Annotated in this window: 24 protein-coding genes and 1 pseudogene; 12 read left to right on the top strand and 13 right to left on the bottom strand. The window is 72.8% G+C overall.

The features are described from left to right. Window positions 1-11 precede the first annotated feature (11 nt). Genes IE245_RS00255 through IE245_RS00265 form a run of 3 tightly spaced genes read right to left on the bottom strand, consistent with a single transcriptional unit; the run spans window position 12 to window position 2,370 of the window. Window positions 12-977 (bottom strand): ABC transporter substrate-binding protein, encoded by a 966-nt coding sequence (locus IE245_RS00255; protein ID WP_189944510.1) that lies wholly within the window; start codon window positions 975-977, stop codon window positions 12-14. Between the two features lie 36 nt (window positions 978-1,013). Next, on the bottom strand, window positions 1,014-1,682 hold the full coding sequence (locus IE245_RS00260; protein WP_189944511.1) for an ABC transporter permease: 669 nt from the start codon (window positions 1,680-1,682) through the stop codon (window positions 1,014-1,016). 1 nt (window position 1,683) lies between these two features. Then, on the bottom strand, window positions 1,684-2,370 hold the full coding sequence (locus IE245_RS00265) for an ABC transporter permease (protein WP_189944512.1): 687 nt from the start codon (window positions 2,368-2,370) through the stop codon (window positions 1,684-1,686). A gap of 163 nt (window positions 2,371-2,533) precedes the next feature. Here IE245_RS00265 and IE245_RS00270 point away from each other — a divergent pair, with 163 nt between their 5' ends. Then, window positions 2,534-3,517, top strand: coding sequence for an ABC transporter ATP-binding protein (locus IE245_RS00270; RefSeq protein WP_189944513.1), 984 nt, complete (start codon window positions 2,534-2,536; stop codon window positions 3,515-3,517). Window positions 3,518-3,556: 39 nt separating this feature from the next. On the opposite strand, the gene IE245_RS00275 is transcribed toward IE245_RS00270, so the two are convergent. Beyond that, on the bottom strand, window positions 3,557-4,669 hold the full coding sequence (locus tag IE245_RS00275) for an alpha/beta hydrolase (RefSeq protein WP_189944514.1): 1,113 nt from the start codon (window positions 4,667-4,669) through the stop codon (window positions 3,557-3,559). 152 nt (window positions 4,670-4,821) lie between these two features. Here IE245_RS00275 and IE245_RS00280 point away from each other — a divergent pair, with 152 nt between their 5' ends. The 6 genes from IE245_RS00280 (at window position 4,822) to IE245_RS00305 (ending at window position 9,665) form a co-directional block, all read left to right on the top strand. Next, window positions 4,822-6,666 (top strand): phosphatidylglycerol lysyltransferase domain-containing protein, encoded by a 1,845-nt coding sequence (locus tag IE245_RS00280; RefSeq protein ID WP_189944515.1) that lies wholly within the window; start codon window positions 4,822-4,824, stop codon window positions 6,664-6,666. A 37-nt stretch (window positions 6,667-6,703) separates the two neighbouring features. Continuing rightward, window positions 6,704-7,567 carry a dihydropteroate synthase gene (folP, locus tag IE245_RS00285; RefSeq protein WP_189944516.1) on the top strand — a complete coding sequence of 288 codons (864 nt, stop codon included), beginning with the start codon at window positions 6,704-6,706 and terminating at the stop codon, window positions 7,565-7,567. After that, entirely contained in the window at window positions 7,564-8,070 is a 507-nt protein-coding gene (locus tag IE245_RS00290; protein ID WP_189944517.1) for a nuclear transport factor 2 family protein, read from the top strand. Before folP ends, IE245_RS00290 begins: the two co-directional genes overlap by 4 nt. 111 nt (window positions 8,071-8,181) lie before the next feature. Beyond that, window positions 8,182-8,541, top strand: a complete 360-nt coding sequence (gene folB, locus IE245_RS00295) for a dihydroneopterin aldolase (RefSeq protein WP_056569486.1) — start codon at window positions 8,182-8,184, stop codon at window positions 8,539-8,541. Next, window positions 8,538-9,137, top strand: a complete 600-nt coding sequence (folK, locus tag IE245_RS00300; RefSeq protein WP_189944518.1) for a 2-amino-4-hydroxy-6-hydroxymethyldihydropteridine diphosphokinase — start codon at window positions 8,538-8,540, stop codon at window positions 9,135-9,137. The genes folB and folK overlap by 4 nt, the downstream gene beginning before the upstream one ends. 48 nt (window positions 9,138-9,185) lie before the next feature. Further along, the gene (locus IE245_RS00305; RefSeq protein WP_189944519.1) at window positions 9,186-9,665 is read left to right on the top strand and encodes a DUF3180 domain-containing protein; all 480 of its coding nucleotides are present in this window, start codon (window positions 9,186-9,188) and stop codon (window positions 9,663-9,665) included. Between the two features lie 18 nt (window positions 9,666-9,683). On the opposite strand, the gene folE is transcribed toward IE245_RS00305, so the two are convergent. From folE to dacB, 6 genes are all read right to left on the bottom strand, one after another. After that, a complete protein-coding gene (gene folE, locus IE245_RS00310; RefSeq protein WP_189944520.1) occupies window positions 9,684-10,289 on the bottom strand; it encodes a GTP cyclohydrolase I FolE in 606 nt (201 codons plus the stop codon). A gap of 100 nt (window positions 10,290-10,389) precedes the next feature. Then, entirely contained in the window at window positions 10,390-12,402 is a 2,013-nt protein-coding gene (gene ftsH / locus IE245_RS00315; RefSeq protein ID WP_189944521.1) for an ATP-dependent zinc metalloprotease FtsH, read from the bottom strand. A gap of 191 nt (window positions 12,403-12,593) precedes the next feature. Further along, complete coding sequence (gene hpt, locus IE245_RS00320) at window positions 12,594-13,133, bottom strand: hypoxanthine phosphoribosyltransferase (protein WP_067161225.1); 540 nt, start codon at window positions 13,131-13,133, stop codon at window positions 12,594-12,596. A gap of 41 nt (window positions 13,134-13,174) precedes the next feature. After that, window positions 13,175-14,191: a tRNA lysidine(34) synthetase TilS gene (gene tilS, locus IE245_RS00325; RefSeq protein WP_189944522.1), complete on the bottom strand. Its 1,017-nt coding sequence runs from the start codon at window positions 14,189-14,191 to the stop codon at window positions 13,175-13,177. A 239-nt stretch (window positions 14,192-14,430) separates the two neighbouring features. Next, complete coding sequence (locus tag IE245_RS00330) at window positions 14,431-15,570, bottom strand: Rv3626c family coenzyme F420 biosynthesis-associated protein (protein ID WP_189944523.1); 1,140 nt, start codon at window positions 15,568-15,570, stop codon at window positions 14,431-14,433. A gap of 82 nt (window positions 15,571-15,652) precedes the next feature. After that, the gene (gene dacB, locus IE245_RS00335; protein ID WP_189944524.1) at window positions 15,653-17,071 is read right to left on the bottom strand and encodes a D-alanyl-D-alanine carboxypeptidase/D-alanyl-D-alanine endopeptidase; all 1,419 of its coding nucleotides are present in this window, start codon (window positions 17,069-17,071) and stop codon (window positions 15,653-15,655) included. Between the two features lie 102 nt (window positions 17,072-17,173). Here dacB and IE245_RS00340 point away from each other — a divergent pair, with 102 nt between their 5' ends. Both IE245_RS00340 and IE245_RS00345 read left to right on the top strand, forming a co-directional pair. After that, window positions 17,174-17,665 carry an inorganic diphosphatase gene (locus IE245_RS00340; protein WP_189944525.1) on the top strand — a complete coding sequence of 164 codons (492 nt, stop codon included), beginning with the start codon at window positions 17,174-17,176 and terminating at the stop codon, window positions 17,663-17,665. Between the two features lie 134 nt (window positions 17,666-17,799). Next, entirely contained in the window at window positions 17,800-19,455 is a 1,656-nt protein-coding gene (locus tag IE245_RS00345) for a threonine/serine exporter family protein (protein WP_189944807.1), read from the top strand. Between the two features lie 9 nt (window positions 19,456-19,464). Here the strand turns inward: IE245_RS00345 and IE245_RS00350 are convergent, their stop codons facing one another. Continuing rightward, on the bottom strand, window positions 19,465-20,679 hold the full coding sequence (locus tag IE245_RS00350; RefSeq protein ID WP_189944526.1) for a DedA family protein: 1,215 nt from the start codon (window positions 20,677-20,679) through the stop codon (window positions 19,465-19,467). A 171-nt stretch (window positions 20,680-20,850) separates the two neighbouring features. Here IE245_RS00350 and IE245_RS00355 point away from each other — a divergent pair, with 171 nt between their 5' ends. The 3 genes from IE245_RS00355 to gad all read left to right on the top strand — a co-directional run bounded on the left by IE245_RS00355 (window position 20,851) and on the right by gad (window position 24,198). Further along, entirely contained in the window at window positions 20,851-21,219 is a 369-nt protein-coding gene (locus IE245_RS00355) for a YbjQ family protein (RefSeq protein ID WP_189944527.1), read from the top strand. Window positions 21,220-21,455: 236 nt separating this feature from the next. Next, window positions 21,456-22,733 carry an ion channel protein gene (locus tag IE245_RS00360; RefSeq protein WP_189944528.1) on the top strand — a complete coding sequence of 426 codons (1,278 nt, stop codon included), beginning with the start codon at window positions 21,456-21,458 and terminating at the stop codon, window positions 22,731-22,733. A 43-nt stretch (window positions 22,734-22,776) separates the two neighbouring features. After that, a complete protein-coding gene (gene gad / locus IE245_RS00365) occupies window positions 22,777-24,198 on the top strand; it encodes a glutamate decarboxylase (RefSeq protein WP_189944529.1) in 1,422 nt (473 codons plus the stop codon). A gap of 48 nt (window positions 24,199-24,246) precedes the next feature. Here gad and IE245_RS00370 read toward each other — a convergent pair. Continuing rightward, window positions 24,247-25,018, bottom strand: a pseudogene (locus tag IE245_RS00370) (ABC transporter permease). Beyond that, on the bottom strand, window positions 25,015-25,992 hold the full coding sequence (locus IE245_RS00375; protein WP_229851002.1) for an ATP-binding cassette domain-containing protein: 978 nt from the start codon (window positions 25,990-25,992) through the stop codon (window positions 25,015-25,017). Before IE245_RS00375 ends, IE245_RS00370 begins: the two are co-directional and overlap by 4 nt. Window positions 25,993-26,060 lie beyond the last annotated feature (68 nt).

Raw genomic sequence — 26,060 nt, forward strand, 5'->3', positions numbered from 1 at the left:
CTCTCCGGCGACTACTTGCCGACCAGCCCCTTCTCCTTCAGATAGGCGGCGGCGACGTCCTCCGGCTTCGCCCGCTCGGCGTCGACCTTGCGGTTGAGTTCGGCGAGATCCGCGGTGGTCAGCACCTTGGTGATCTTGTCGAGGGCGGCGGCGACCTCGGGCGCGCCGGCCTCCTTCGCGTTCACCACCGGCAGCACGTTGTCCGCGTTCTGCAGGTGCTTGTCGTCCTCCAGGAAGACCAGGCCGAAGCCGTCGATCGTGGCGTCCGTGGTGGTGGTGAGGACCAGCTGGTCCACCCCGTCCTTGACGGCCTGCTTGGCCTGCGGGGTGCCGACGCCCTTGGGGTCGACGCCCGTCACGTCGATGCCGTAGGTCTTCTTCAGACCGGGGGCGCAGAAGGGGCGGACCGCGCATTCGTCACCCGCCGCGATCTTCACCTTCAGCTTCGCCGCGCCGAGATCCGAAAGCGTCTTCAGCTTGTTCTTCTCGGCGAATTCCTTGGACACCGCGAAGGCGTTCTGGTCGACCGCCCCACCCACTTCCAGGACCTTCAGTCCGCGCGGCTCGGCGAGCTTCCGCAGCGCCTCCACGGTGGCCTTCGCGTCACCGGAGGCGACCGGCTTCTCCTCGGGCGCCTTCGGGCCGTTCGCCTTGGCGTTGAGGAATTCCGCGAGCGTCGCCGCGTATTCCGGTACGACGTCGATCTCGCCCTTCTCCAGGGCGGGCTCGTACAGCTCGCGGTTCTTCACGGTGGTGACCGAGACCGAGTAGCCCGCGTCCCGCAGCGACTGCGCGTACAGCTCGGCGAGCACCTTCGACTCGGTGAAGGCGGCGGCCCCGACCACCAGGGAGCCCTTGTCGCCGCCGGAGCTCGTCTCCTTGCCCTTCTCCAGGCTGTCGCCGCCGCACGCGGTGAGCGAGACGGCCAGCACGGCGGCACCCAGCAGCGCGCCGGTGGCGCGCGAGATCCTGTTCACGTCTTTCCGTCCTTCTCTTTCGGTGTTCCGAGTACGTCAAGTCCGGGGCGGCCGGGGCACCAGGAGCCGGTCCACGCCGACCAGCACGCCCTCCACCACGAGCGCGAGCAGCGCCACCAGGACGGCGCCCGCGACCACCTGGGCGGTGTCGTACAGCGCGAAGCCGGCGGTGATGATCCGGCCGAGGCCGCCCTGGCCGACCATGGCGGCGATGGTCGCGGTGGCGACCACCTGCACGGCGGCGGAGCGTACCCCCGTCATGACCACCGGGGCCGCCAGCGGCAGCTCCACCCGGCCGAAGACCTGAAGGCCCGTCATCCCCATGCCCCGGGCGGCCCGGACGGCCGCCCGGTCGACCTCGCGCACGCCCACGTACGCGTTGGTCAGCAGCGGCGGTATCGCGAAGAGGACCAGCGCGGTCACGGTCGGCACGTATCCCGCGTTCCGCAGCGGGGAGACCATGAAGAGGGCGAGGACCGCGAAGACCGGGACGGCCCGCCCCACGTTCGACACGTTCACCGCCAGCGCGCCGCCGCGCCCGAGGTGGCCGAGCCAGAGGCCCAGCGGCAGCGCGACCGCGCCGGCGATCAGCAGCGCGAGCCCGCTCACGTACACGTGCTCGGCGAGGCGCGCCCCGATGCCCTCCTCGCCGGTCCAGTGCGCGCCGGTGGTGAGCCAGGTCCACGCGTCCGTCACGACCCCCACCTCACTCACCCCCCGGCGCGCCCTGGGCCCTGGACCAGGGCGTGAGCAGCCGCTGGAGGCCCAGGAGCAGCACGTCGGCGACGACGGCGAGCAGCACGCAGAGCACCGAGGCGGCGAGCACCTGCGCCTTGAAGAAGGTGGGCAGGGCGTCCTCGATGAGATTGCCGAGGCCTCCGCGGCCGACGACCGAGCCGATGGTGGTGAGGGCGATGGTGGAGACCGTGGCCATCCGGACGCCGGCCATCAGGACCGGCAGCGCGAGGGGCAGTTCGACCTGCCAGAGCAGACGCCAGGGGCCGAAGCCGAGGCCCCGGGCGGCCTCCCGGGTCTCGGCCGGCACGGCTTCGAGGCCGGCCAGCGCGTTCCGCACGAGGATCGTCAGGGCGTACAGCACGAGGCCGGTGACGACGAGCGCGGAGGAGAGCCCGAAGACGGGCAGCAGCAGCGAGAACATGGCGAGCGACGGCACCGTGTAGAGCAGGGTGGTGAGCCCGAGGACGGGGGTGGCCAGGCGCGGGCGGGCCCGCACCAGGAGGGCCAGCGGCACGGCTACGAGCAGCGCGATCGCCACGGAGGCGGCGGTGAGGCCGATGTGCTGGACCAGCGCGTCGGTCAGCTCCTCGCGGCGGGTGCGCAGGTACTCCCCGCAGATCCAGTCGTTGGCGACCAGGCAGTTCGGCGCGCTCATCCGGACCTCCCCCAGGTCGCCGCCGCTAGAACGTGTGTCTGACGACGACCCTAACCCGCGCCACCGACGGATCGGCCGGTCCGCGGCCTCGTGGCGCCCATCCGCCACCTCGCCGCAACACCTCCTTCACACACGCCGGGTGACGAGGGGACACAATGGGCCCATGATCCGGTTCGAACAGGTGACCAAGCGCTATCCGGACGGCACCACCGCGGTCGACGACCTCTCCTTCGAGGTCGCCGAAGGTGAGCTCGTCACGCTCGTGGGCCCCTCGGGCTGCGGCAAGACGACCACGATGATGATGGTGAACCGGCTGGTCGAACCGACCGCCGGCCGCGTCCTCGTCGACGGCCACGACATCGCCGGGGTCGACCCCGTCGCCCTGCGCCGCAAGATCGGCTACGTCATCCAGCAGGTCGGGCTCTTCCCCCACCGCACGGTCCTCGACAACACCGCCACCGTCCCCGCCCTGCTCGGCTGGAAGAAGACCGCCGCACGCGCGCGTGCCGCCGAACTCCTCGAACTCGTCGGCCTCGACCCCGCCGTCCACGGCTCCCGCTACCCCGCGCAGCTCTCCGGCGGACAGCGCCAGCGCGTCGGCGTCGCCCGCGCGCTCGCCGCCGACCCGCCGGTCCTCCTCATGGACGAGCCCTTCGGCGCCGTCGACCCGGTCGTCCGCGAACGGCTCCAGAACGAGTTCCTCGCCCTCCAGGCCACCGTCCGCAAGACCGTCCTCCTCGTCACCCACGACATCGAGGAGGCCGTCCGGATGGGCGACCGCATGGCCGTCTACGGACAGGGACGCATCGAGCAGTTCGACACCCCGGCCACCGTCCTCGCCTCCCCCGCCACCCCGTACGTGGCCGACTTCGTCGGCGGCGACCGCGCCCTCAAGCGCCTCGCCGTCACCCCCGTCACGGCCGAGGACCTCGACCCGCTGCCGGACGACGCCCCCGCCCCCGTACCGGGTGCGGCACCCGGCCCCGCGCCCCGCTCCGTACCCCTCGGAGGCACCCTCAAGGACGCGCTCGCCCTCCTCCTCCAGGACGACTCCGGGCACCTGACCGTCACCGGCGCCGACGGCCGCCCGCTCGGCACCCTCACCCCCGCCGGGGTGCACCGCGCGCTGCGCCGCGCCGACGCGTAGGACCCGCCCGGCCGTGATCCGCCGGGCCGGCCCCGGGGCTCAGTCCGCCCGGAGCTTCCCGCTCATCCACACCAGGCCGGGCGGGATCTCCCGGTTCCACGTGGTGAAGTTGTGCCCGCCGCTCTCCAGCGTGATCGAGGAGACCCGGGCCGGCGCCCTCACCTTCCGGATGAACTCCCGCGTCGCCTTCAGGTTCCCCTCGCCGGTCCTCGACGTCGTCACCAGGAACGACGACGCCGGCTGCGGCCGGTGGTCCAGGCTCCACAGCAGGTCGGCCCGGCGCCGCAGCTCCCGGTCCCCGTGGAACAGGTCGCCGGTCGTCACGTCCTCCGCCGCCCGGTAGTACGCCGAGAACCCCGCGCCCGCCGCGAACCGGTCCGGATGGTGCAGCGCGATCTTCAGCGCGCAGTAACCCCCCGTCGAGTTCCCCATGAACCCCCAGTTCCGCGGCTTCGACCCCACCCGGTACGACTCCGAGACCGCCCGCGGCAGGTCCTCCGCGAAGAAGGTCTCCGTCCGCGGGCCGCCCGGCACGTCCACGCACTCGGTGTCCCGCGGCGGCGCCACCGTCGGCCGCAGCATCACCAGGACCATCGGCTGCATCCGCCCCTCCTTCGCCTGGAGGTACGCCGTCCGGGGGTACTTCAGCCCCTTGATCAGGTTCTCCGCCGTGCCCGGATACCCCGTCAGCACCACCGCCGCCGGGAACGACCGCTGCGCGTACCGCTCCTGGAAGTACTCCGGCGGCAGGTACACGAAGGCCGGCGAGGTGATCCCCGACCGGTCGCCCCGCACCACCACCTCCTGGATCTGCCCGCCCACCGACGGCCGCGCCCCGCCCGGCACGTCCACCGCCCGCGTCCCCACCACCCGGACGTCCTTCGCGGCGGCGCCGTGGTCGACGACCACCCCCATCTCCTGCTCCTGGCCGAAGAGATCGGCCCAGGAGCCGTAGAAGAGGAACGAACGGTTCGCCGCGAGCCCCACCGCCGCGAACAGCGCCAGCTGCGTCGCGAACAGCAGCCCCACCCTGCCGAGCACCGGCCGCCACCCCCGGCGGGCGAGCCGCGGCCACCACAGCACCGTGACCGCGAACAGCGCGAGGGCCGCCGCCACCGCCGTGACCAGCGCCGCGCCACTCGTGAGACCCATCAGACGTCCGCACCTTCCCTCGTGGCGACTTCCCGGACGTCCCGACGACTTCCTGAGAATTTCCCGTGCCCGAATGAACCCGCCCCCGCGCAGCCCCGTCCTAAGGGGCGTCCCGAACAGGGCCGAAAACGACCACGGAAGCACGGGAAGCGATGTCTGTCACGGTAGATGGGGACAAAACATCATCGGTTCCGGTTCGGGTCCGCCGAATTCTCCGCGGCCCACGGCCGGAACGGATCCCCTCCCTCATCGGCACGGCCTGCACCCTCGTCGGCCTCCTCGACATCGCCGCCGGAGTCTTCCCCCGCTTCCGCGCCAGCCGCGTCCACGCCCTCGCCGAAGTCCTCCCCGGCACCCTGGGCCCCCTCTCCGCCGCCGTCTCGCTCAGCGCCGGCGTCCTCCTGCTCCTCCTCGCCCACGGCCTCAAGCGCCACAAGCGACGCGCCTGGCGCGCCGTCGTCCTCCTCCTGCCGCTCGGCGCCGTCGCCCAGTTCGTCTGGCGCCACTCGGTCCTCGGCTCCCTGCTCTCCCTCGGCCTGCTCGCCCTGCTGCTGCGCCACCGCGACCAGTTCGCCGCCCTCCCCGACCCCCGCAGCCGCTGGCGCGCCCTCGCCAACTTCGTCGTGCTGGGCGCCGGTTCCCTCGCCCTCGGCCTCGTCGTCGTCAGCGCCCACCCCCGCCGCGTCGTCGGCGACCCCAGCCTCACCGACCGCCTCGAACACGTCCTCCTCGGGCTCGTCGGCGTCGAAGGACCCGTCGCCTACACCCACGGCGTCGACTGGACCGTCGGCTACTCCCTCGGCGCCCTCGGCACGCTCACCGCGCTGACCACCCTCTACCTGGCCCTGCGCCCCGAACACCCCGCCGCCCGCCTCACCGACGAGGACGAGACCCGCCTCCGCGCCCTCCTCGACCAGCACGGCGGCCGCGACTCCCTCGGCCACTTCGCCCTCCGCCACGACAAGGGCGTCGTCTTCTCCCCCAGCGGCAAGGCAGCCGTCTGCTACCGCGTCGTCTCCGGCGTCATGCTCGCCAGCGGCGACCCCATCGGCGACGTCGAGGCCTGGCCCGGCGCCATCGAACGCTTCATGGACGAGGCCCGCGCCCACTCCTGGACCCCCGCCGTCATGGGCTGCTCCGAGACCGGCGGCCAGGTCTGGACCCGCGAGACCGGCCTCGACGCCCTCGAACTCGGCGACGAGGCCGTCATCGACGTCGACGCCTTCTCCCTCTCCGGCCGCGCCATGCGCAACGTCCGCCAGATGGTCAAGCGGATCGAGCGCGGCGGCTACACCACCCGCGTGCGCCGGGTCCGCGACCTCTCCGACGACGAACTCGACCGCGTCCGCGAAGCCGCCGCCGCCTGGCGCGGCACCGACACCGAACGCGGCTTCTCCATGGCCCTCGGCCGCATCGGCGCCCCCGGCGACGGCGACGCCGTCATAGCGACCGCCCACCTCACCGACCCCGACGGAACCGAAAGCCCCTACGGCGACCTCAAAGCCATGATCCACTTCGTGCCCTGGGGCCCCGACGGCATGTCCCTGGAACTCATGCGCCGCGACCGTTCCGCCGACCCCGGCATGAACGAACTCCTCATCGTCGCCGCCCTCCAGGCCGCCCCCGGCCTCGCCATCCGCCGCGTCTCCCTCAACTTCGCCATGTTCCGCTCCACCCTCGCCCGCGGCGAACGCATCGGCGCCGGACCCGTCCTCCGCCTCTGGCGCGGCCTCCTCCTCTTCCTCTCCCGCTGGTTCCAGATCGAGTCCCTCTACAAGTTCAACGCCAAGTTCCAGCCCCGCTGGGAACCCCGCTTCGTCGTCTACCGCGCCGGCCGCGACCTCCCCCGCATCGGCCTCGCCGCCATGCAGGCCGAAGGCTTCCTCACCCTCTCCCTGCCCCGCCCCTTCACCCGCCGCCGCCCCGCCCGGGCCCCCCGCCCCTGCGCCCACACGGTCCACCGGCACGCGGGCCGCGAAGAGGTCGGCACGGCCTGAAACCGCCCCCGCCCCCGCCGGGCCCTACGCTGGTCATATGAGTACGACGATCGACCGGGGCGCTCCCCTCGGCCTCCCCGAGTGGGACCGCTGCGCGGTCATGGGCGTGGTCAACGTGACCCCGGACTCCTTCTCCGACGGCGGCCGCTGGTTCGACACCACGACCGCCGTCAAACACGGTCTCGACCTCGCCGCCCAGGGCGCCGACCTCGTCGACGTCGGCGGCGAGTCCACCCGCCCCGGCGCCACCCGCGTCGACGAGGAGGAGGAACTCCGCCGGGTCGTCCCCGTCGTCCGCGGCCTCGCCGCCGAAGGCGTCACCGTCTCCGTCGACACCATGCGGGCCTCCGTCGCCGCCGCCGCCGTCCAGGCCGGCGCCACCCTCGTCAACGACGTCAGCGGCGGCCTCGCCGACCCCGGCATGGTCCCCGCCGTCGCCGCCGCCGAGGTCCCCTTCGTCGTCATGCACTGGCGCGGCTTCAGCGAGTCCATGAACAGCCTCGCCGTCTACGACGACGTCGTCACCGAGGTCGTCACCGAACTCCGCACCCGCATGGAGGCCGTCGTCGACGGCGGCATCGCCCCCGAGCGGATCGTGATCGACCCCGGCCTCGGCTTCGCCAAGCTCGCCCCCCACGACCTCGCCCTCGTCGCCCACCTCCCCGAGCTGCGCGCCCTCGGCCGCCCCCTCCTCGTCGCCGCCTCCCGCAAGCGCTTCCTCGGCCACGTCCTCACCCGCGAACCCGGCGCCACCCCGCCGCCCGCCCGCGAACGCGACGCCGCCACCGCCGCCGTCTCCGCCCTCGCCGCCCACGAGGGCGCCTGGGCCGTCCGCGTCCACGAGGTCCGCGCCACCGCCGACGCCGTCCGCGTCGCCCGCGCCGTCGAAGGAGCCCGGTGACCGCCGGGGACCCCCCGGCCCCCGCCGGACGCGAGGCCGACCTCGCCGCCGTCGAAGCCGCCAACACCGCCTTCTACGCGGCGCTGGAGGAGGGCGACTTCGACCGCCTCGAAGACCTCTGGCTCGACGACGGCGCCACCACCATCTCCTGCGTCCACCCCGGCTGGCCCGTCCTCACCGGCCGCGGCGAGGTCCTCCGCTCGTACGCGCTGATCATGGCGCACACCGACTACATCCAGTTCTTCCTCACCGACGTACGGATCTCCCTCGCCGACGACACCGCCCTCGTCACCTGCACCGAGAACATCCTCAGCGGCGGACCCGCCGAGGACGGCGCCGAGCTCGGCCCCCTCGTCGGCCAGCTCGTCGTCGCCACCAACACCTTCCGCAGGACCCCCGAAGGGTGGCGGATCTGGTCCCACCACGCCTCCCCCGTCATCGCCGAAGCCGACGACGACACGCCCCCCGCGACCCCCGCCGACGACGCCGGACCCTCCGCCTGACGCCCCCGACAGCAAGCGCTGTCGGGGGCCGCAGGTAGATTCGATGGAGGACACCCGGCCGTCCGCACCCGGCTGCGTGCCTCCGCAACTACGACAGCAGGAGTGATTCGCGTGGATCGTGTCGCGCTGCGCGGCCTCAAGGCCCGAGGTCACCACGGCGTCTTCCCCAAGGAGCGCGAGGAGGGACAGACCTTCATCGTGGACCTGGTCCTCGGCCTCGACACCCGCCCGGCGGCCGCCGACGACGACCTCACCAAGACCGTCCACTACGGCATCGTCGCCGAAGAGGTCGTCGACGTCGTCCAGGGCGAGCCCGTGGACCTGATCGAGACCCTCGCCGAGCGCATCGCCCAGCAGTGCCTCAGCCACGCGGGCGTGCAGGAGGTCGAGGTGGTCGTCCACAAGCCGGACGCCCCCATCACCGTCCCCTTCGACGACGTCACCATCACGATCACCCGGAGCCGACGATGAAACCGAGCCAGAGCGACCCCACCGTCCAGCCCGTGCCGGCCTCCGTCGTCGAGACCGTCGACGCCGCCGACACCACCCTCTCCAACCCCCGATGGGCCGTCGTCGCCCTCGGGGCCAACCTCGGCAACCGCCTGGAGAACCTCCAGGGAGCCGTCGACGCCCTCGCCGACACCCCCGGCCTCCGCGTCAAGGCCGTCTCCCCCGTCTACGAGACGGAGCCCTGGGGCGTCGAGCCCGGCAGCCAGCCCTCGTACCTCAACGCCGTCGCCGTCGTACGGACCACCCTGCCGCCCTCCTCCCTCCTGGAGCGCGCCCAGGCCGTCGAGGAGGCCTTCCACCGCGTCCGGGACGAGCGCTGGGGCGCCCGCACCCTCGACGTCGACATCGTCGCCTACGCGGACGTGGTCTCCGACGACCCGGTCCTCACCCTCCCGCACCCCCGGGCCCACCAGCGCGCCTTCGTGCTGGCCCCCTGGCACGACGTGGACCCCGAGGCCCAGCTCCCCGGCCACGGCGCCGTGACCGCCCTCCTGGCCGCCGTCGGCCGCACGGGCCTGACGCCCCGCCCCGACCTGGAACTCCGTCTCCCCGAGTAATCGTTACGCTACGTGGCAGACCACCCGCGACCACGTGAAGGACTCCCGGTGAAACAACTGCGGCTCAAAGTGCTCGCCGGACTCTTCCTGGTCGCCGGCATCCTCTCCTGGGGCGGCGCCCGCCTCTGGGACTCGGTCGGCACGCTCCCCAGCGTGCCGCTCGCGGCACCCGTCGTCCTCGCGGTGATCGCGGTGGTCCTCACCGCCACCGCCCTCTCGATCCGGGCCCGCCTCAAGGCCCAGCGCGAGCGCCGCCCCGGCGCCAAGGGCGTCGAACCCCTGATGGCCGCCCGCGCGGTCGTCTTCGGCCAGGCCAGCGCCCTGGTCGCCGCCCTCGTCGCCGGCCTCTACGGCGGCGTGGGCGTCTTCCTCCTCGGCTCCCTCGACGTCCCCGCCCGCCGCGACCAGGCCCTCTACGCCGCCGCCGCGGTCCTCGCCGGCCTCGCCGTCATCGCCGCCGCCCTCTTCCTGGAACGCGTCTGCAAGCTCCCGGAGGACGACGAAGGCCCGGGCGGAGCCCGGGCCTGAGACCGTCGCGGGAGCGCGTCAGCGCGCCATGATGAGGCTCATCGCCTCGGCACGGGTCGCGGGGTCGCGCAGCTGGCCCCGGACCGCCGAGGTGATGGTCTTCGCGCCCGGCTTGCGGATGCCGCGCATCGACATGCACATGTGCTCGCACTCGAAGACGACGATGACGCCACGCGGCTCCAGCATCTCCATCAGCGAGTCCGCCACCTGCGTGGTGAGACGTTCCTGCACCTGGGGGCGGCGGGCGTAGACGTCGACCAGCCGGGCCAGCTTCGACAGACCCGTGATCTTGCCCGTGGTGGACGGGATGTACCCCACGTGGGCCACCCCGCGGAACGGGACGAGGTGGTGTTCACAGGTCGAATACACCTCGATGTCCTTGACCAGCACCATCTCGTCGTGGCCCAGGTCGAACGTGGTCGTCAGCACGTCCTCGGGCCGCTGCCACAGCCCGGCGAAGATCTCCTTGTACGCCCGCGCCACGCGCGCCGGCGTCTCCCTCAGGCCCTCGCGGTCCGGGTCCTCGCCGACCGCGATGAGGAGCTCTCGTACGGCGTTCTCGGCGCGCTTCTCGTCGAACTCGCCGATCGTGCCCTCGCCGTCCAGCGTCACCGGGTCGGTCATCTGTGCCTCGTTCCGTCTGGTCTGACATGGCGCGCAAAAAAGGCCGCGCCCCCACAGGCTAGAACCTGTCGGGGCGCGGCTTCCATTCCGGGTCCGGGGCTCAGGGCTCCGGGGTGTCCTCGGGGGCGATGTCGATGCCCTTGGTGGTGTCCACCGAGGCCGTGCCGTTCGCGCTGTTCGTCAGGGCCAGCTCCTTGGGGGAGAGGACCGGCGGGCGCGTGGACGGGGTGCGGCGGGAGGAGCCGGTCCAGGCCGGGCGGGCCGGGCGCTTGACGATCGGGGCGAAGATCTCGGCGATCTCCTCCTTGCCCAGGGTCTCCTTCTCCAGGAGGGCCAGGACCAGGTTGTCGAGGACGTCGCGGTTCTCGACCAGGATCTCCCACGCCTCGTTGTGCGCGGTCTCGATGAGCTTCTTGACCTCTTCGTCGACCAGCGCGGCGACCTCTTCCGAGTAGTCGCGCTGGTGGGACATCTCGCGGCCGAGGAAGGGCTCGGTGTTGTCGCCGCCGAACTTGATGGCGCCGAGCCGCTCGGTCATGCCGTACTGGGTGACCATCGCGCGAGCGGTGGCCGTGGCCTTCTCGATGTCGTTCGCGGCGCCCGTGGTCGGGTCGTGGAAGACGAGCTCCTCCGCGGCGCGGCCGCCCAGCATGTAGGCGAGCTGGTCGAGCATCTCGTTGCGCGTGGTGGAGTACTTGTCCTCGTCCGGGAGGACCATCGTGTAGCCCAGGGCGCGGCCGCGGGACAGGATGGTGATCTTGTGGACGGGGTCGGCGTTCGGGGAGGCCGCCGCGACCAGGGCGTGGCCGCCCTCGTGGTACGCGGTGATCTTCTTCTCCTTGTCCGACATGATGCGGGTCCGCTTCTGCGGGCCCGCGACCACGCGGTCGATCGCCTCGTCCAGCATGTGGTTGTCGATCAGCTTCTTGTCCGAGCGGGCGGTCAGCAGCGCCGCCTCGTTCAGGACGTTGGAGAGATCGGCACCCGTGAAGCCGGGGGTGCGGCGGGCGACGGCGCCGAGGTCGACGTCCGGGGCGACCGGCTTGCCCTTCTGGTGGACCTTGAGGATCTCCAGGCGGCCCTGCATGTCGGGGCGGTCGACGGCGATCTGCCGGTCGAAGCGGCCCGGGCGCAGGAGGGCGGGGTCGAGGATGTCGGGCCGGTTGGTGGCGGCGATCAGGATGACGCCGCCCTTGACGTCGAAGCCGTCCATCTCGACGAGGAGCTGGTTGAGGGTCTGCTCGCGCTCGTCGTGTCCGCCGCCGAGGCCGGCGCCGCGGTGGCGGCCGACCGCGTCGATCTCGTCGACGAAGACGATGGCCGGGGCGTTCGCCTTGGCCTGCTCGAAGAGGTCGCGGACCCGGCTGGCGCCGACGCCGACGAACATCTCGACGAAGTCGGAGCCGGAGATCGAGTAGAAGGGCACCCCGGCCTCGCCGGCGACGGCGCGCGCGAGGAGCGTCTTGCCGGTTCCGGGCGGGCCGTAGAGCAGGACGCCCTTGGGGATCTTGGCGCCGACGGCCTGGAACTTCGCGGGCTCCTGGAGGAACTCCTTGATCTCGTGGAGTTCCTCGACGGCTTCGTCGGAGCCGGCGACGTCCGCGAAGGTCGTCTTGGGCGTGTCCTTGGTGATGAGCTTCGCCTTGGACTTGCCGAACTGCATGACGCGGGAGCCGCCGCCCTGCATCTGGTTCATCAGGAAGAGGAAGACGACCACGATGAGGACGAAGGGGAGGAGCGAGAGGAGGATCGAGACGAAGGGCGACTGCTTCGTCGGGGAGACGGTGTAGCCCTTCTCGATCTGTCCGGCCTCGAACTTCTCCTGCAGCTTGTCGGCGAGGTCGGCGCCCTGGGTGCCGATGTAGCTGGCCTGGACCTTGCTGCTGCCGTCGATCTTCGTGTCGCCGGTGAGCTCGATCTTGACGATCTGCTCGTCACCGGTGGTGATCTTTGCCTGCTTGACCTGGTTCTTGTCGATCGCCTGGACGACCTTGCCGGTGTCCACCGTCTTGTAGCCCTCGGACGAGCCGACGACCTGCATCAGCACGACCACGGCGAGGACGGCCAGCACGATCCACATGACCGGCCCACGGAAGTATCGCTTCACGTCCATCCATACGGAGCGAGAATCGCCCCGTCCCTCCTGCCCGTAGGTAAATGCCGCTGTATGAGAAAAGCTGTGCGAGAAGCACGGTGTGGAAAAAGCTGTTCTTCGGACGGTACCTCAGCATCGTCGCCCGCGACCGCCTTCCCGTGGTTCAACGGGAGGAAGGCGGTGCGGGTTCCCCGCCGCGCGGGGGTCGCTCAGCCGCCGTAGACGTGCGGGGCGAGCGTGCCGACGAACGGGAGGTTCCGGTACTTCTCGGCGTAGTCGAGGCCGTAGCCGACGACGAACTCGTTGGGGATGTCGAAGCCGATCCACTTGACGTCGATGGCGACCTTGGCGGCGTCCGGCTTGCGCAGCAGGGTGCAGACCTCCAGGGAGGCCGGCTCGCGCGAGCCGAGGTTCGACAGGAGCCAGGACAGCGTCAGGCCGGAGTCGATGATGTCCTCGACGATCAGGACGTGCTTGCCCTTGATGTCGGTGTCGAGGTCCTTGAGGATGCGGACGACGCCCGAGGACTGGGTGCCGGCGCCGTAGGAGGAGACGGCCATCCAGTCCATGGTGACGGGGGTGGACAGGGCGCGTGCCAGGTCCGCCATCACCATCACGGCGCCCTTGAGGACCCCGACGATGAGCAGGTCCTTGCCCGCGTATTCCGCGTCGATCTTCGCGGCCAGCTCGGCCAGCTTGGCGTCGATCTCTTCCTTGGTGATGAGCACCGACTGGAGGTCGGTGCCCATGTCCTTCTCGTTCACCCGGGTCACTTTCGTTGCAGCGTGCGTCAGCCTTGCCGGATGACCAGTCTGCCACCCTGGCGGCGGGCTTCGACCCGTCCGGGCAGGTTGATGGCGCCCTGGCCGCGCCAGCCGGTGATGAGCCGGTCGAGTTCCTCGATGTGGCGGGCGAAGAGGGAGCCGGCGGGGGCGCCCTCGGCGATGACGGCGCGGCGCAGTACGCGGCGGCGTACGGCGGGGGGCAGGCCGTGGAGCTTGTCGCAGGCGAGGGCGCCGGCCTCGTCGCGTACGGCGGTCTCGGCGTCGGCGGCCCAGGTGTCGAGGGCGTCGGCGTCGTCGCGGGAGAGCTGGGCCGTCCGGGCGAGGGCTTCGACGACGCCCTTGCCGAGGGCCTTCTCCAGGGCGGGGAGGCCCTCGTGGCGGAGGCGGGAGCGGGTGTAGGCCGGGTCGCTGTTGTGGGGGTCGTCCCACACCGCGAGTTCCTGGGCGATGCAGGCCTTGCGGACGGTCTGGCGGTCGAGCTGGAGGAAGGGGCGGCGGTAGCGGCCCTGGGTGCCGGAGACGGCGGCCATGCCGGAGAGGGAGCGGATCCCGGAGCCGCGGGCGAGGCCGAGGAGGACGGTCTCGGCCTGGTCGTCGCGGGTGTGGCCGAGGAGGATCGCGGCGGCTCCGTGGCGCTCGGCGGCGGCGTCGAGGGCGGCGTAGCGGGCGTCGCGGGCGGCGGCCTCGGGTCCTCCCTCGCGGCCGACGGTGACGGCGACGGCTTCGACGGGGGCGAGGCCGAGGGCGGCCATGCGGTCGGCGACCTCGTCGGCGCGGCCGGAGGAGCCGTCCTGGAGGCCGTGGTCGACGGTGATGCCGCCGGCGCGGACGGGGAGTTTGCGGGCCTCGAAGGCGAGGGCGGAGGCGAGCGCCATGGAGTCGGCTCCGCCGGAGCAGGCGACGAGCACGAGGGGGTGCGCGTCGCGGGGGGCGGCGGGGTCGGTGGGGTGCTCGGTGAGGACGTCGTGGAGTACGCGGCGGACCGCCAGGCGTATCGCCGCGACCGCAGGATGGGGACCCATGGTTCGGTGCCCTTCGTGAATGGGGTGGGGTGCCTCGGTCGGAGTCTTAACGGTCGGAATGGGGTGTTCGGTCACTCAGAGTGCGTCGATGGTGACAGAAACGTGGCCCTTACCCGAGCATTGCACGCCTCACCCCACGCTCAGGGTCCCTCGGATGGGTGATTGGTGGCGCGTTCGGTCGTGTTCCGGTGCCGTCCGCCGCTTCCGCCCCAGGAGTCTGCCGTACGGTGCGCCCCCGCTCAGGAGTCCGCCCTGCGGTGGACGCGGGCGATCCAGTCGGCGGGGGCGGCGATCTCGCTCTTGGTGGGGAGCGTGTTGGGGGAGGTCCAGACGCGGTTGAAGCCGTCCATGCCGACCTGGTCGACGACGGCGCGGACGAAGCGCTCGCCGTCGCGGTACTGGCGGAGCTTGGCGTCGAGGCCGAGGAGCTTGCGCAGCGCGAGGTCGAGGCGGGAGGCGCCGCGGGCGCGGCGGGCCTGGAACTTCTCGCGGATCTCGGCGACGGAGGGGACGACCTGGGGGCCGACGCCGTCCATGACGTAGTCGGCGTGGCCTTCGAGGAGGGACATGACGGCGGTGAGGCGGCCGAGGATCTCGCGCTGTTCGGGGGTCTGGACGAGTTCGACGAGGGAGGGGGCGGGGTCGCCCTCCTCGGCCTCGGGGCGGCCGCCGGCGAGGGTCTGGGCGGCTTCGCGGAGGCGTTCGAGGAAGGTGCCGGGGTCCACGTCGGTGGCGGCGAGGAACGACTGGATCTCGCCCTGGAGGTGGTCGCGGAGCCAGGGGACGGCGGTGAACTGGGTGCGGTGGGTCTCCTCGTGGAGGCAGACCCAGAGGCGGAAGTCGTGGGGGGAGACGCCGAGCTCGCGTTCGACGTGGACGATGTTGGGGGCGACGAGGAGGAGCCGGCCGCCGCCCTGGGGGGCTCCGGGGAGGTCGCGGGTGACGGGGGCGAAGGTCTCGTACTGGCCGAGGATGCGGGAGGCCAGGAAGGAGAGCAGCATGCCGAGCTCGACGCCGGTGACCTTGCCGCCGACGGCGCCGAGGACGGCGCCGCCGGGGGTGCCGGTGCGGCGTTCCTGCATCTTGCCGAGGAGCGGGGTGAGGAGTTCGCGGAAGCCGGCGACGTTGGCCTTGATCCAGCCGGCGCGGTCGACGACGAGGACGGGCGTGTCGTGGGCTTCGGTGCCTTCGGGGAGCATCCGGGTGTAGGCGCGGACGTGTTCCTCGGCGGCCTTGGCGTGGCGGCGGAGTTCGGCGACGACGGCACGGGCCTCGTCGCGTCCGACGTCGGGGCCGGGGCGGACCAGCCTGGTCGCGGTCGCGACCGCGAGGTTCCAGTCGACCATTCCGGACGTGCCTGCACCACCGATGCTCGTCATGGGTCAACGGTACGGGTTCGGGCCCGGTTCGGGTCCGGTCCGGAGGGTGGCGGCGGGGGCGGGTTCCGGTCGGTCCGAAGGGTCACTTCTGGCCGGTGAGGGCGGCGGAGAGGCGGTCGAGGGCGGGCTGGGCGAGGTCCGGGGAGGGGGTGCGGCCGGCGAGGAAGGCGAAGGCGAGGAGGCGTCCGTCGGCGGTGACGACGGTGCCGGCGAGGGTGTTGACGCCGGTGAGGGTGCCGGTCTTGGCGCGGACGAGGCCGGCGCCGGCGGGGGCCTGGGCGTAGCGGGCGGCGAGGGTGCCGGTGAAGCCGCCGACGGGGAGGCCGGTGAGGATCGGGCGGAGTTCGGGGTGGGCGGCGTCGGCGGCGCGGCTGAGGAGGGTGGTGAGGAGGAGGGCGGAGACGCGGCCGCGGCGGTCGAGGCCGCTGCCGTCGGCGAAGCGGGCGCCGTTGAGCGGGAGCGCGAGGCGGCCGAGTTCGGCGCGGACGGCCTTCTCGGCGCCGGCGAAGGAGGCGGGCTGCTCGCGGGCGAGGGCCGTCTGCCGGGCGAGGGCCTCGGCGAGGTCGTTGTCGCTGTGGGTGAGGGTGCGTTCGACGAGGTCGGCGAGGGGGGCGGAGCTGGTGCGGGCGAGGGGGGCGCCCTTCGGGGTGCGGCCGGGGGCGGGGGTGCCGGTGACCTCGACGCCGGCGTCGGCGAGGAGGGCGGCGAAGGCGGTGGCGGTGTCGCGGGCGGGGTCGCCGGAGCGGGGGGCGGGTCCGGCGGTGCTGTCGTCGAGGCGGCCGCCGCGGGTCATGAGGGCGGTGACGGGGGCGAGGTTCTCGTTGGGGCCGATGGGGTGGAGGGCGGGTCCCCGGTAGAGGCCGGTGTCGTAGGCGAGGCGTACGGAGGTGTGGCCGCGCTTCTTCAGGGCGCGGGCGGTGTCGCCGGCGAGGGCCTTCAGCCGGGTCTCGTCGAGGGTGGGGTCGCCGCCGCCGGTGAGGGTGACAGCCTTGCCGTCGGGGGCGGCGGTGACGGTGGTGGCGATCCGGTGGTCGGTGCCGAGGGCGGAGAGGGCCGCGGCGGCGGTGGCGATCTTGACGGTGGAGGCGGGGGTCATGGGGGTGCCGGCGCCTTCTCCGTAGAGCTGCCTGCCGGTGGCGGCGTCGACGACGGAGGCGGTGCGGGCGGTGCCGAGACCCGGGTCGGCCAGGAGGGGGACGAGGGTGCGGGGGAGGTCGCCGGGGAGGGGGCCGTCGCCCGGTCCGGAGACGGCGGCGAGGACGCCGGGGGCGCTGGGGGCGGGGGCCGGTTCCGGACGCGGGGGCGCGCTGGGGGCGGCGGCCGGGGCGGGGGCCCGTCCGGGGTGACGCTCGCCACCTGTCGCGGGGGCGGCGGCGCGGGCCCTCTCGGCCGTACGCTGGCCTCCGTCCCAGGGGCCCGCCGCGGTCGCCGCCGCGGCGGCGAGAGCCAGACCGAGCACGGCGGAACCCGCCGTGAGCTGCCACACCCTCGGTTCCGGCATCGCTGACCAGCCCCTTTCGCGATCACGTACCTGCGTGAGGGACACTTAATCACCGCGCGCCGTCGCGAGCATTCACTTGTGTTGATTCAGGAGGAGCCACCCGTGGAGTTCGACGTTCTCATCGAGATCCCCAAGGGATCGCGGAACAAGTACGAGGTCGACCACGAGACCGGTCGCATCCGTCTGGACCGTCGCCTCTTCACGTCGACGGCGTACCCGACCGACTACGGCTACGTGGAGAACACCCTCGGCGAGGACGGCGACCCGCTGGACGCGCTGGTCATCCTCGACGAGCCCACCTTCCCGGGCTGCGTGATCAAGTGCCGTGCCATCGGCATGTTCCGCATGACGGACGAGGCCGGCGGCGACGACAAGCTGCTGTGCGTGCCGGCGACGGACCCGCGCATGGAGCACCTGCGCGACATCCACCACGTGCCGGAGTTCGACCGCCTGGAGATCCAGCACTTCTTCGAGGTCTACAAGGACCTGGAGCCGGGCAAGTCGGTCGAGGGCGCCGACTGGGTCGGCCGTGAGGCCGCCGAGGCCGAGATCGAGAAGTCGATCGCGCGCGCCAAGGAGCAGGGCGCTCACTGACGCCCCGGTCCGAGGGACCTCGTGGAAGGCGGCGCACCCTTCGGGGTGTGCCGCCTTTCGTGCGTCCGCGTTTCGCACGTCCGTCTGACACCCATACTGGAATGCAAGATTCCCCGGGTGTGAGCGGAGACAGAGTGGTGGCGGAGCCGGCGGGCCCCGAGGAGGCTCCGGAGGACCGGAAGCCCCTGTCGGACGAGGCGACCTCGGAGTTCGCGCTGCCGGAGGGGCTGCTGCCGGAGCCGCCGCCGGAGCCGGAGGGCTCGGCGTTCGTGGTGCCGGAGGGGCTCGCCGCCGAGCCGGCGTCCGCCGAGCCGGAGGGTTCCGCGTTCGCGACGCCGTCGACGTACTCGGCGAAGGACTCCCCGCCGGCCTTCACCCCCGCCTACGGGGTCCCCCTGGCGCGGCTGCCGCACAACGCTCCCTGGCAGGACCGGATGCGGACGATGCTGCGGCTGCCGGTGGGCGACCGGCCGGTTCCGGAGGCGCCCGCCGCGAAGGACGAGACGGGGCCGTCGGTGCCGCGCGTGCTCGACCTGACCCTCCGCATCGGCGAGCTGCTGCTCGCGGGCGGGGAGGGCGCGGAGGACGTCGAGGCGGCGATGTTCGCGATCTGCCGCTCGTACGGCCTGGACCGCTGCGAGCCGACGGTGACGTTCACGCTCCTTTCGATCACGTACCAGCCGTCGCTGGTGGACGACCCGGTGACGGCGAACCGGACGGTGCGCCGCCGGGGCACCGACTACACCCGCCTGGCGGCGGTCTACCAGCTGCTCGCGGACATCAACGCGCCGGCGCACGAGGTGTCGCCGGAGGAGGCGTACCGGCGTCTCGCGGAGATACGGCGCAATCGGCACCCGTACCCGGGCTGGGTGCTGACGGCGGCGGCGGGCGTCCTCGCGGGCGCGGCCTCGACGCTGCTGGGCGGCGGTCCGTGGGTCTTCTTCGTGGCGGCGCTGGGCGCGGTGCTCGGCGACCGGCTGGCGTGGCTGTGCGCGGGGCGCGGGCTGCCGGAGTTCTACCAGTTCCTGGTGGCGGCGATGCCGCCGGCCGCGATGGGGGTGCTGCTGACGCTGCTCCACGCGGATCTGCGGCCGTCGGCGGTGATCACGGGTGGCCTGTTCGCCCTGATCCCGGGGCGGGCGCTGGTGGCGGCGGTGCAGGACGGCCTGACCGGCTTCTACATCACGGCCTCGGCGCGGCTCCTGGAGGTCGCCTACTTCTTCGTGGCGATCGTGGTGGGCGTGCTGTCGGTGCTGTACGTGGCCGTGCAGTTCGACGCCCAGCTCAATCCGGAGGGGGTGCTGAGTCCGGCCGAGCGGCCGGTGACGCAGATCCTGTCGTCGATGGTGCTGTGCGCGACCTTCGCCATCCTGCTCCAGCAGTCGCGGGGGACGGTGCTCTTCGCGACGCTGAACGGCGGGGTGGCCTGGGTGGTGTACGCGTCGATCGCGGTGACCGCGGAGGGGTCGACGGTGATGGCGACGGCCCTGGCGGCCGGTCTGGTGGGTCTCTTCGGGCAGCTGATGGCCCGCTACCACCACACGTCCTCGCTGCCGTACGTGACGGCGGCGATCGGGCCGCTGCTGCCCGGTTCGGCCACGTACTTCGGCGTCCTCGCGATCGCCCAGAACAACCTGGACCAGGGCTTCGCCTCGCTGGCGAAGGCGGCGGCCCTGGCCCTGGCGATCGCGATCGGGGTGAACCTGGGAGGCGAGCTGGCCCGCCTCTTCATGCGGGCCCCGGGCGCCGGCTCCGCCCGCAGCGCGGCGAAGCGGACCCGGGGCTTCTGAGCCGGTGTCCTAGCGGGGGGCCCGCGGCGGCGGGTTCTGGCCGTCGTAGCCGCCCTGGCCGTCGTAGCCGGGCCGAGTGCCGTAGCCGGGCTGGGCGTCGTAGCCGCCCTGGCCCCCGTAGCCGGGCTGGGCGTCGTAGCCGGGCTGGTTGCCGTACCCGCCCTGGCCGTCGTAACCGCCGTAGCCGGGCTGCTGCTGCCCGTAGCCGGACTGTGCGGGCTGCTGGCCGTAACCGGGCTGGGCGGGCTGCTGCCGCCCGTAGGCCTGGCCGTCGTAGCCGCCCTGTCCGGCGTACCCGGCCTGGTTGCCGTAGCCGTAGCCGCCCTGACCGGCGTACCCGCCCTGATCGGCGTAACCGCCGCCCTGGCCGCCGTAGCCGCCCTGGCCGCCGTACACGCCCTGGTCGCCGTAGCCGCTCTGATTGCCGTAGCCGCTCTGGTCGCCGTAGCCGTGGCCGGCGTAGCCGTCCTGGTCGCCGTAGCCGCCCTGGCCGTCCTGGCCGCCGTAGCCGCCCTGCTCGCCATAGCCGTCCTGGGAGCCGGGGGGCGTCGGGTCGGCGGGGGCGGCCGGGGCGGCGGGGGACGTGCCCTCTGCGGCGGCCTTCTTCGACTGGGAGCGGGCCTTGAGGTACTCGATCACGATCGGGACGACCGAGATGAGGACGATCGCGATGAGGATCGCCTCGATGTGCCGGTGCACGAAGTCGATCTTGCCGAGGGAGGCGCCGAGCAGGGTCACGCCCGCGCCCCACAGCACGCCGCCGACGATGTTGAAGGTGATGAAGGAGCGGTAGTTCATCCGGCTGACGCCGGCGATGATCGGCGTGAAGGTGCGGATGATCGGCACGAAGCGGGCCAGGATGAGGGACTTCGGGCCGTGCTTCTCGAAGAACTCGTGCGCCTTCTCGACGTTCTCCTGCTTGAAGAGCTTGGAGTCGGGCCGCCGGAAGAGCGAGGGGCCGACCTTCCGGCCGAAGAGGTAGCCCACCTGGTCGCCGAGGATCGCCGCGGCGACGATCAGCGTGCAGACCAGCCACAGCGGGGAGTCGAGCTTGCCCGTGGTGACGAGGAGGCCGGTGGTGAAGAGCAGCGAGTCGCCGGGGAGGAAGAACCCGATGAGGAGACCGGACTCGGCGAAGACGATGGCGAGGACGCCGATCAGGCCGAAGGTCTGGATCAGATAGTCCGGATCCAGCCAGCTCGGTCCGAGGGCAAGCGTGTTCACGGTTCCGGGCTCCTGGGTTCGGGGTGGGGGCATGTCGAGGTGCGGGCGGGACATGCCTGCGGCGCGCCCCAAGCTATCAACGCGGAAGGACGGGCCCCGGTTCCATCCGGCGGCCGGGGATGCGGAGCGGCCGCCTTCCGGCCACCCTGGGTGACCAGGAGGTGATGGCCGATGGGCATCGAGGAGTACGGAGGCGGTCAGGGACCGCACCCCGAGGTGCTGGTGGTGACGACGAACGACGTTCCCGGCTACGAGGTACGCCAGGTGATCGGCGAGGTCTTCGGATTGACGGTACGGTCCCGGCACCTGGGCAGCCAGATCGGCGCCGGTCTGAAGTCGATGATCGGCGGCGAGCTGAAGGGCCTGACGAAGACCTTGGTGGAGACCCGCAACCAGGCGATGGAACGCCTGGTGGAGCAGGCCAGGGCGCGCGGCGCGAACGCGGTGCTGATGTTCCGCTTCGACGTGACCGAGGCGGCCGACGTGGGCACCGAGGTCTGTGCGTACGGCACCGCCGTCGTCATCGCGCCGCGGACCTGACACCGGGCGGTCCGGGGGCGGGCGCGGGTCCGGGCGACAGGTGGCCCGGGCCCGCGCCGACCGCGCCGCGAGCCCGGCGGAGCCGGTGAGCGGGGTCACGGAGCGGCCCGGGCGGGCGGCCGCCCCCTCTCCGGCGGGACGCCGTCCGCCGCGGTCCCGACGTGACGTGAGGCGCACGCCCGAATGCCCCGGCCTTTCGAGGTGTTGTGCGGCATTTGCTCACTTATGGTGGGCCGGTGGCCACCGATCATGACGCGACCGCCCCCGTCGAAGCCCCGGTACGGATCCTGCTGCCGCAGGTGCTGCCCGCCCTCGTGGTGGGCGTCGGATCGGCCCTGCTGTTCCTCGGCATCAGCACGCTCGCCGAGGAGCTCCAGTCGGTGCTCTGGGAGACCGTGCCCGACGCCCTGGACGTCGGCCGGTACTCCTCACTGTGGATGATCACCGTCCTCACCGTCACCGGGATCGCCGCCGGCCTGGTCGTCTGGAAGGCGCCCGGGCACGCCGGGCCCGACCCGGCCTCCGAGGGGCTCGGCGGGCCGCCGCTCCCGCCGCTCGTGGTGCCCGGCCTCCTCGTCGCCTCCACCCTCGCCCTCGCCGGCGGCGTCAGCCTCGGCCCCGAGCAGCCGACGATCGCCGCCGCGGTCTCCCTGGCCGCCTGGCTGGGCCTGCGGGCCGCGCCGGGCGTACCGGGCGCCTTCTGGGCCTCCCTCGCCATCGCCGGCACCTTCGGCGCCCTCTTCGGCACCCCCGTCGCCGCCGCCCTGGTCCTCTCCGAGGCGCTCACCGGGCAGCCCGGCCGGGGCTCCCTGTGGGACCGGCTCTTCGCTCCGCTGCTCGCCGCCGGCGCCGGCGCGACGACCACCCAGCTCCTCTCGGACCCCAGCTTCGCCATGGGTCTGCCGCCGCTGACCGACCCCGGCTGGGAGGACCTGCTCGCCGCCCTCGTCGTGGCCACCCTCGGCGCCCTCTTCGGCCTCCTCGGCTGCTACGCCTTCCCCCACCTCCACCGGGCCTTCGGCCGGCTGCGGCACCCCATGCTGATGCTGCCCGCCGGCGGTCTGGTCCTGGGCCTGCTCGGCGCCCTCGGCGGGCACCTGACCCTCTTCAAGGGGCTCCACGAGACGAAGGAGCTCGTCGGCTCCATCGGGGTGTACTCCTCCGGGGAGCTGGCGAGGCTGGCCGTGGTGAAGCTGGCCGCCCTCCTCGTGGCCGCCGCCTGCGGCTTCCGCGGCGGCCGGGTCTTCCCGGCGGTCTTCCTCGGCGCCGCCTTCGGCCTCGTCGCCCAGGCGCTCGTCCCGGAGATCCACCCGGCGGTCGCCGTCTCCTCCGCCGTCCTCGGCGTCCTCCTCGCCACCACCCGGCAGGGGTGGGTGAGCCTCTTCATCGCCGCCGTCCTCGCCTCCTCCCCCGCGATGCTCTCGCTGCTCTGCCTGGCCACCCTGCCCGCCTGGCTGGTCGTCACCGGCCGCCCGCAGCTCGAACTCGACCACCAGGGCACGTCCCTCCGCTGACCCCCGCGCCGGCCGTCCGCCGCCGCAGAAGAAGGAGCCTCCGATGGCCCCCCTCCACAAGGGATCCGACCCCACCGACAGCGAGCGCTTCCGCCGGCTCGCCCTCAACCCCTTCTTCGGCGAGGCCGACCCCGTCGGCGGGATGACGGAGGCCCCGCCGCGCCACCGGTTGCCCGAGGGGCCGCTGGCGCCGGCCAGCGCGTACCAGCTGGTCCACGACGAGCTGATGCTGGACGGGAACTCCCGGCTCAACCTCGCCACCTTCGTCACCACCTGGATGGAGCCCCAGGCCGGTGTCCTCATGGCCGAGTGCCGCGACAAGAACATGATCGACAAGGACGAGTACCCGCGCACCGCCGAGCTCGAACGCCGCTGTGTCGCCATGCTCGCCGACCTCTGGCACGCCCCCGACCCGGCCGCCGCCGTCGGCTGCTCCACCACCGGCTCCAGCGAGGCCTGCATGCTCGCCGGCATGGCGCTCAAGCGCCGCTGGGCCAAGAAGAACGCCGACCGCTATCCGGCCACCGCCCGCCCCAACCTGGTGATGGGCGTCAACGTGCAGGTCTGCTGGGAGAAGTTCTGCGACTTCTGGGAGGTCGAGGCCCGCCTCGTCCCCATGGAGGGGGACCGCTACCACCTCGACGCCGCCTCCGCCGCCGCCCTCTGCGACGAGAACACCATCGGCGTCGTCGCCGTCCTCGGCTCCACCTTCGACGGCTCGTACGAGCCCGTCGCCGAGATCTGCGCGGCCCTCGACGAGCTCCAGTCCCGCACCGGCCTCGACGTCCCCGTCCACGTCGACGGCGCCTCGGGCGCCATGGTCGCCCCCTTCCTCGACGAGGACCTGGTCTGGGACTTCCGGCTCCCCCGCGTCTCCTCGATCAACACTTCGGGCCACAAGTACGGGCTCGTCTACCCGGGCGTCGGCTGGGCCCTGTGGCGCGGCGTCGAGGAGCTCCCCGAGGAGCTGGTCTTCCGGGTCAACTACCTCGGCGGCGACATGCCGACCTTCGCCCTCAACTTCTCCCGCCCCGGCGCCCAGGTCGTCGCCCAGTACTACACCTTCCTCCGGCTGGGCCGGGAGGGCTACCGGGCCGTCCAGCAGACCAGCCGGGACGTCGCCCGCGGCCTCGCCGAACGCATCGAGGCCACGGGCGACTTCCGCCTCCTCACCCGCGGCGACCAACTGCCCGTCTTCGCCTTCACGACCGCCCCCGACGTCACCTCCTTCGACGTCTTCGACGTCTCCCGCCGGCTCCGCGAACGCGGCTGGCTGGTGCCCGCCTACACCTTCCCGGCCCACCGCGAGGACCTGTCCGTCCTGCGGATCGTCTGCCGCAACGGCTTCTCCGCCGACCTCGCGGGCCTCCTCGTCGAGGACCTGCGCCGCCTCCTGCCCGAACTCCGCAGCCAGCCCCGCCCCCTCACCCGGGACAGGGCCGCCGCGACCTCCTTCCACCACTGACGGGCGTCCGCCGCGCCTCCTCCGGACCCCCGCGGGGCGAGGTCCGGTTCACCGCCCGAGCCGGCGGAACCTCCGTACGGCCAGCGGGAAGAACACGGCGAGCAGGGCCAGCGGCCACAGCACCGCCGCCGTCACCCAGCCCGGTTCGCCGCCCGGGTTGCCGAACAGCTCGCGGACCGCCGTGGCGGTCGCCGACATCGGGTTCCACTCCACGGCCGTGCCCAGCCAGCCCGGCATGGACTCCGGCGACGCGAAGGCGTTGGAGAGGAAGCCGACCGGCCAGACCAGGATCTGCACGGCCTGCACCAGCTCCGGCTTCCGCGCCACGAGCGCCAGGTGGATCCCGATCCACAGCATCGCGAAGCGCAGCAGCAGGAGCAGTCCGAGGGCCCCCGCGAAGGCCGCGGGGCCGCCCCGGGCGCTCCAGCCCATCGCGTACCCGACGCCGACCATCACGAGGAGCCCGGCCGCCGACTGGAGCATGTCGGCGACCGCCCGGCCGACGAGCACCGCGCCGTCGGCCATCGGCCATCGGCATGGAGCGGAAGCGGTCGACGACCCCCCTGTCCAGGTCCCGGGTGACCGCCGTCATCGTCCCTTCGAGCCCGAACACCATGGTCAGCGTGAGCATCCCGGGCACCAGGAAGTCGACGTACTCCCCCTGGACGGCCCGGCCGCCGCCGACCAGGTAGCCGAACATCAACAGCATCATCACCGGGAAGACGAGGCCGACGAGGACGGCGACCGGCTGCCGCGCCCAGTGGGCCAGCTCGCGCCGGGTCATCGTCCAGCAGTCGCTCAGCGCGTACGCGGCGCTCATGCCGCCACCTCCCGCTTCCCGTCGGTCAGGCGCAGGAACGCCTCGTCCAGCGTCGGGCGCCGCAGCGCCACGTCCTCGGCCTCGATCCCGGCCGCCTCCAGGGCCCGTACGACCTCCGCGAGCGAGGCCATCCGGTCCCGTACGGGCGCGCTGATCAGCCGCCGGTCCCGGTCGACGTCCGTCTCGCCGGCGCCGAAGGGCAGCACCCGTACGGCCTCGTCGAGGCGGTCGGCGTCCCGGACGACGACGTCGACGCGGTCCCGTCCGGCCCGGGACTTCAGTTCCCCGGGGGTGCCCTCGGCGACCACCCGGCCGCCGTCGACGACCGAGATCCGGTCGGCGAGCCGGTCGGCCTCCTCCAGGTACTGGGTGGTCAGCAGCACCGTCGTCCCGCCGTCGACGAGGGAGCGCACGGCCGCCCAGACCTCGCCGCGCCCGCGCGGGTCGAGGCCGGTGGTCGGCTCGTCCAGGAAGAGCACCTCCGGCTCGGTGATGAGGGAGGCGGCGAGGTCGAGCCGCCGCCGCATGCCGCCGCTGTACTGCCGGACCGGCTTGCGGCCGGTGTCGGTGAGCCCGAACCGCTCCAGGAGCGCGTCGGCGCGGAGCCCCGCTCCCCGGGCGCCGAGGTGGAAGAGCCGGCCGAACATCTCCAGGTTCTGCCGGCCGCTCAGCTCCTCGTCGAGCGCGGCGTGCTGGCCGAGCAGCCCGATCCGGCGCCGGACCTCGGCGGCCTCCTTCCGTACGTCGTGCCCCGCGACCCGCACCAGGCCCTCGTCGTGCCGGAGCAGGGTCGCCAGGACCCGTACCGTCGTGGTCTTGCCGGCCCCGTTGGGGCCGAGCAGGCCGTGGACCGTGCCGCGCCGGACGGCGAGGTCGAGGCCGTCGAGCGCCCGCTTGTCGCCGTACCGCTTGCCCACGCCCTCCATGAGGATCGCGTCGCCGCCACCCGTCGGCATCTGGTTCCTCTCGTTCATCCCGTTCACCCCTCTTTGACCCTAGTCAAATTTGACCAGTGATCCGGCGGGAAGGGTACGCCCGCCCC

The organism is Streptomyces roseolus, assembly GCF_014649855.1.
Classification (GTDB): domain Bacteria; phylum Actinomycetota; class Actinomycetes; order Streptomycetales; family Streptomycetaceae; genus Streptomyces; species Streptomyces roseolus.

What these genes read in the sequence shown, in the direction of transcription:
- IE245_RS00265 (WP_189944512.1), bottom strand. Translation starts at nt 2,370, where the DNA reads ATGAGCGCGCCGAACTGCCTGGTCGCCAACGACTGGATCTGCGGGGAG.
- IE245_RS00270 (WP_189944513.1), top strand. Translation starts at nt 2,534, where the DNA reads ATGATCCGGTTCGAACAGGTGACCAAGCGCTATCCGGACGGCACCACC.
- IE245_RS00275 (WP_189944514.1), bottom strand. Translation starts at nt 4,669, where the DNA reads ATGGGTCTCACGAGTGGCGCGGCGCTGGTCACGGCGGTGGCGGCGGCC.
- IE245_RS00280 (WP_189944515.1), top strand. Translation starts at nt 4,822, where the DNA reads ATGTCTGTCACGGTAGATGGGGACAAAACATCATCGGTTCCGGTTCGG.
- folP (WP_189944516.1), top strand. Translation starts at nt 6,704, where the DNA reads ATGAGTACGACGATCGACCGGGGCGCTCCCCTCGGCCTCCCCGAGTGG.
- folK (WP_189944518.1), top strand. Translation starts at nt 8,538, where the DNA reads ATGAAACCGAGCCAGAGCGACCCCACCGTCCAGCCCGTGCCGGCCTCC.
- folE (WP_189944520.1), bottom strand. Translation starts at nt 10,289, where the DNA reads ATGACCGACCCGGTGACGCTGGACGGCGAGGGCACGATCGGCGAGTTC.
- ftsH (WP_189944521.1), bottom strand. Translation starts at nt 12,402, where the DNA reads ATGGACGTGAAGCGATACTTCCGTGGGCCGGTCATGTGGATCGTGCTG.
- hpt (WP_067161225.1), bottom strand. Translation starts at nt 13,133, where the DNA reads ATGGGCACCGACCTCCAGTCGGTGCTCATCACCAAGGAAGAGATCGAC.
- tilS (WP_189944522.1), bottom strand. Translation starts at nt 14,191, where the DNA reads ATGGGTCCCCATCCTGCGGTCGCGGCGATACGCCTGGCGGTCCGCCGC.
- IE245_RS00330 (WP_189944523.1), bottom strand. Translation starts at nt 15,570, where the DNA reads ATGACGAGCATCGGTGGTGCAGGCACGTCCGGAATGGTCGACTGGAAC.
- dacB (WP_189944524.1), bottom strand. Translation starts at nt 17,071, where the DNA reads ATGCCGGAACCGAGGGTGTGGCAGCTCACGGCGGGTTCCGCCGTGCTC.
- IE245_RS00355 (WP_189944527.1), top strand. Translation starts at nt 20,851, where the DNA reads ATGGGCATCGAGGAGTACGGAGGCGGTCAGGGACCGCACCCCGAGGTG.
- gad (WP_189944529.1), top strand. Translation starts at nt 22,777, where the DNA reads ATGGCCCCCCTCCACAAGGGATCCGACCCCACCGACAGCGAGCGCTTC.
- IE245_RS00375 (WP_229851002.1), bottom strand. Translation starts at nt 25,992, where the DNA reads ATGAACGAGAGGAACCAGATGCCGACGGGTGGCGGCGACGCGATCCTC.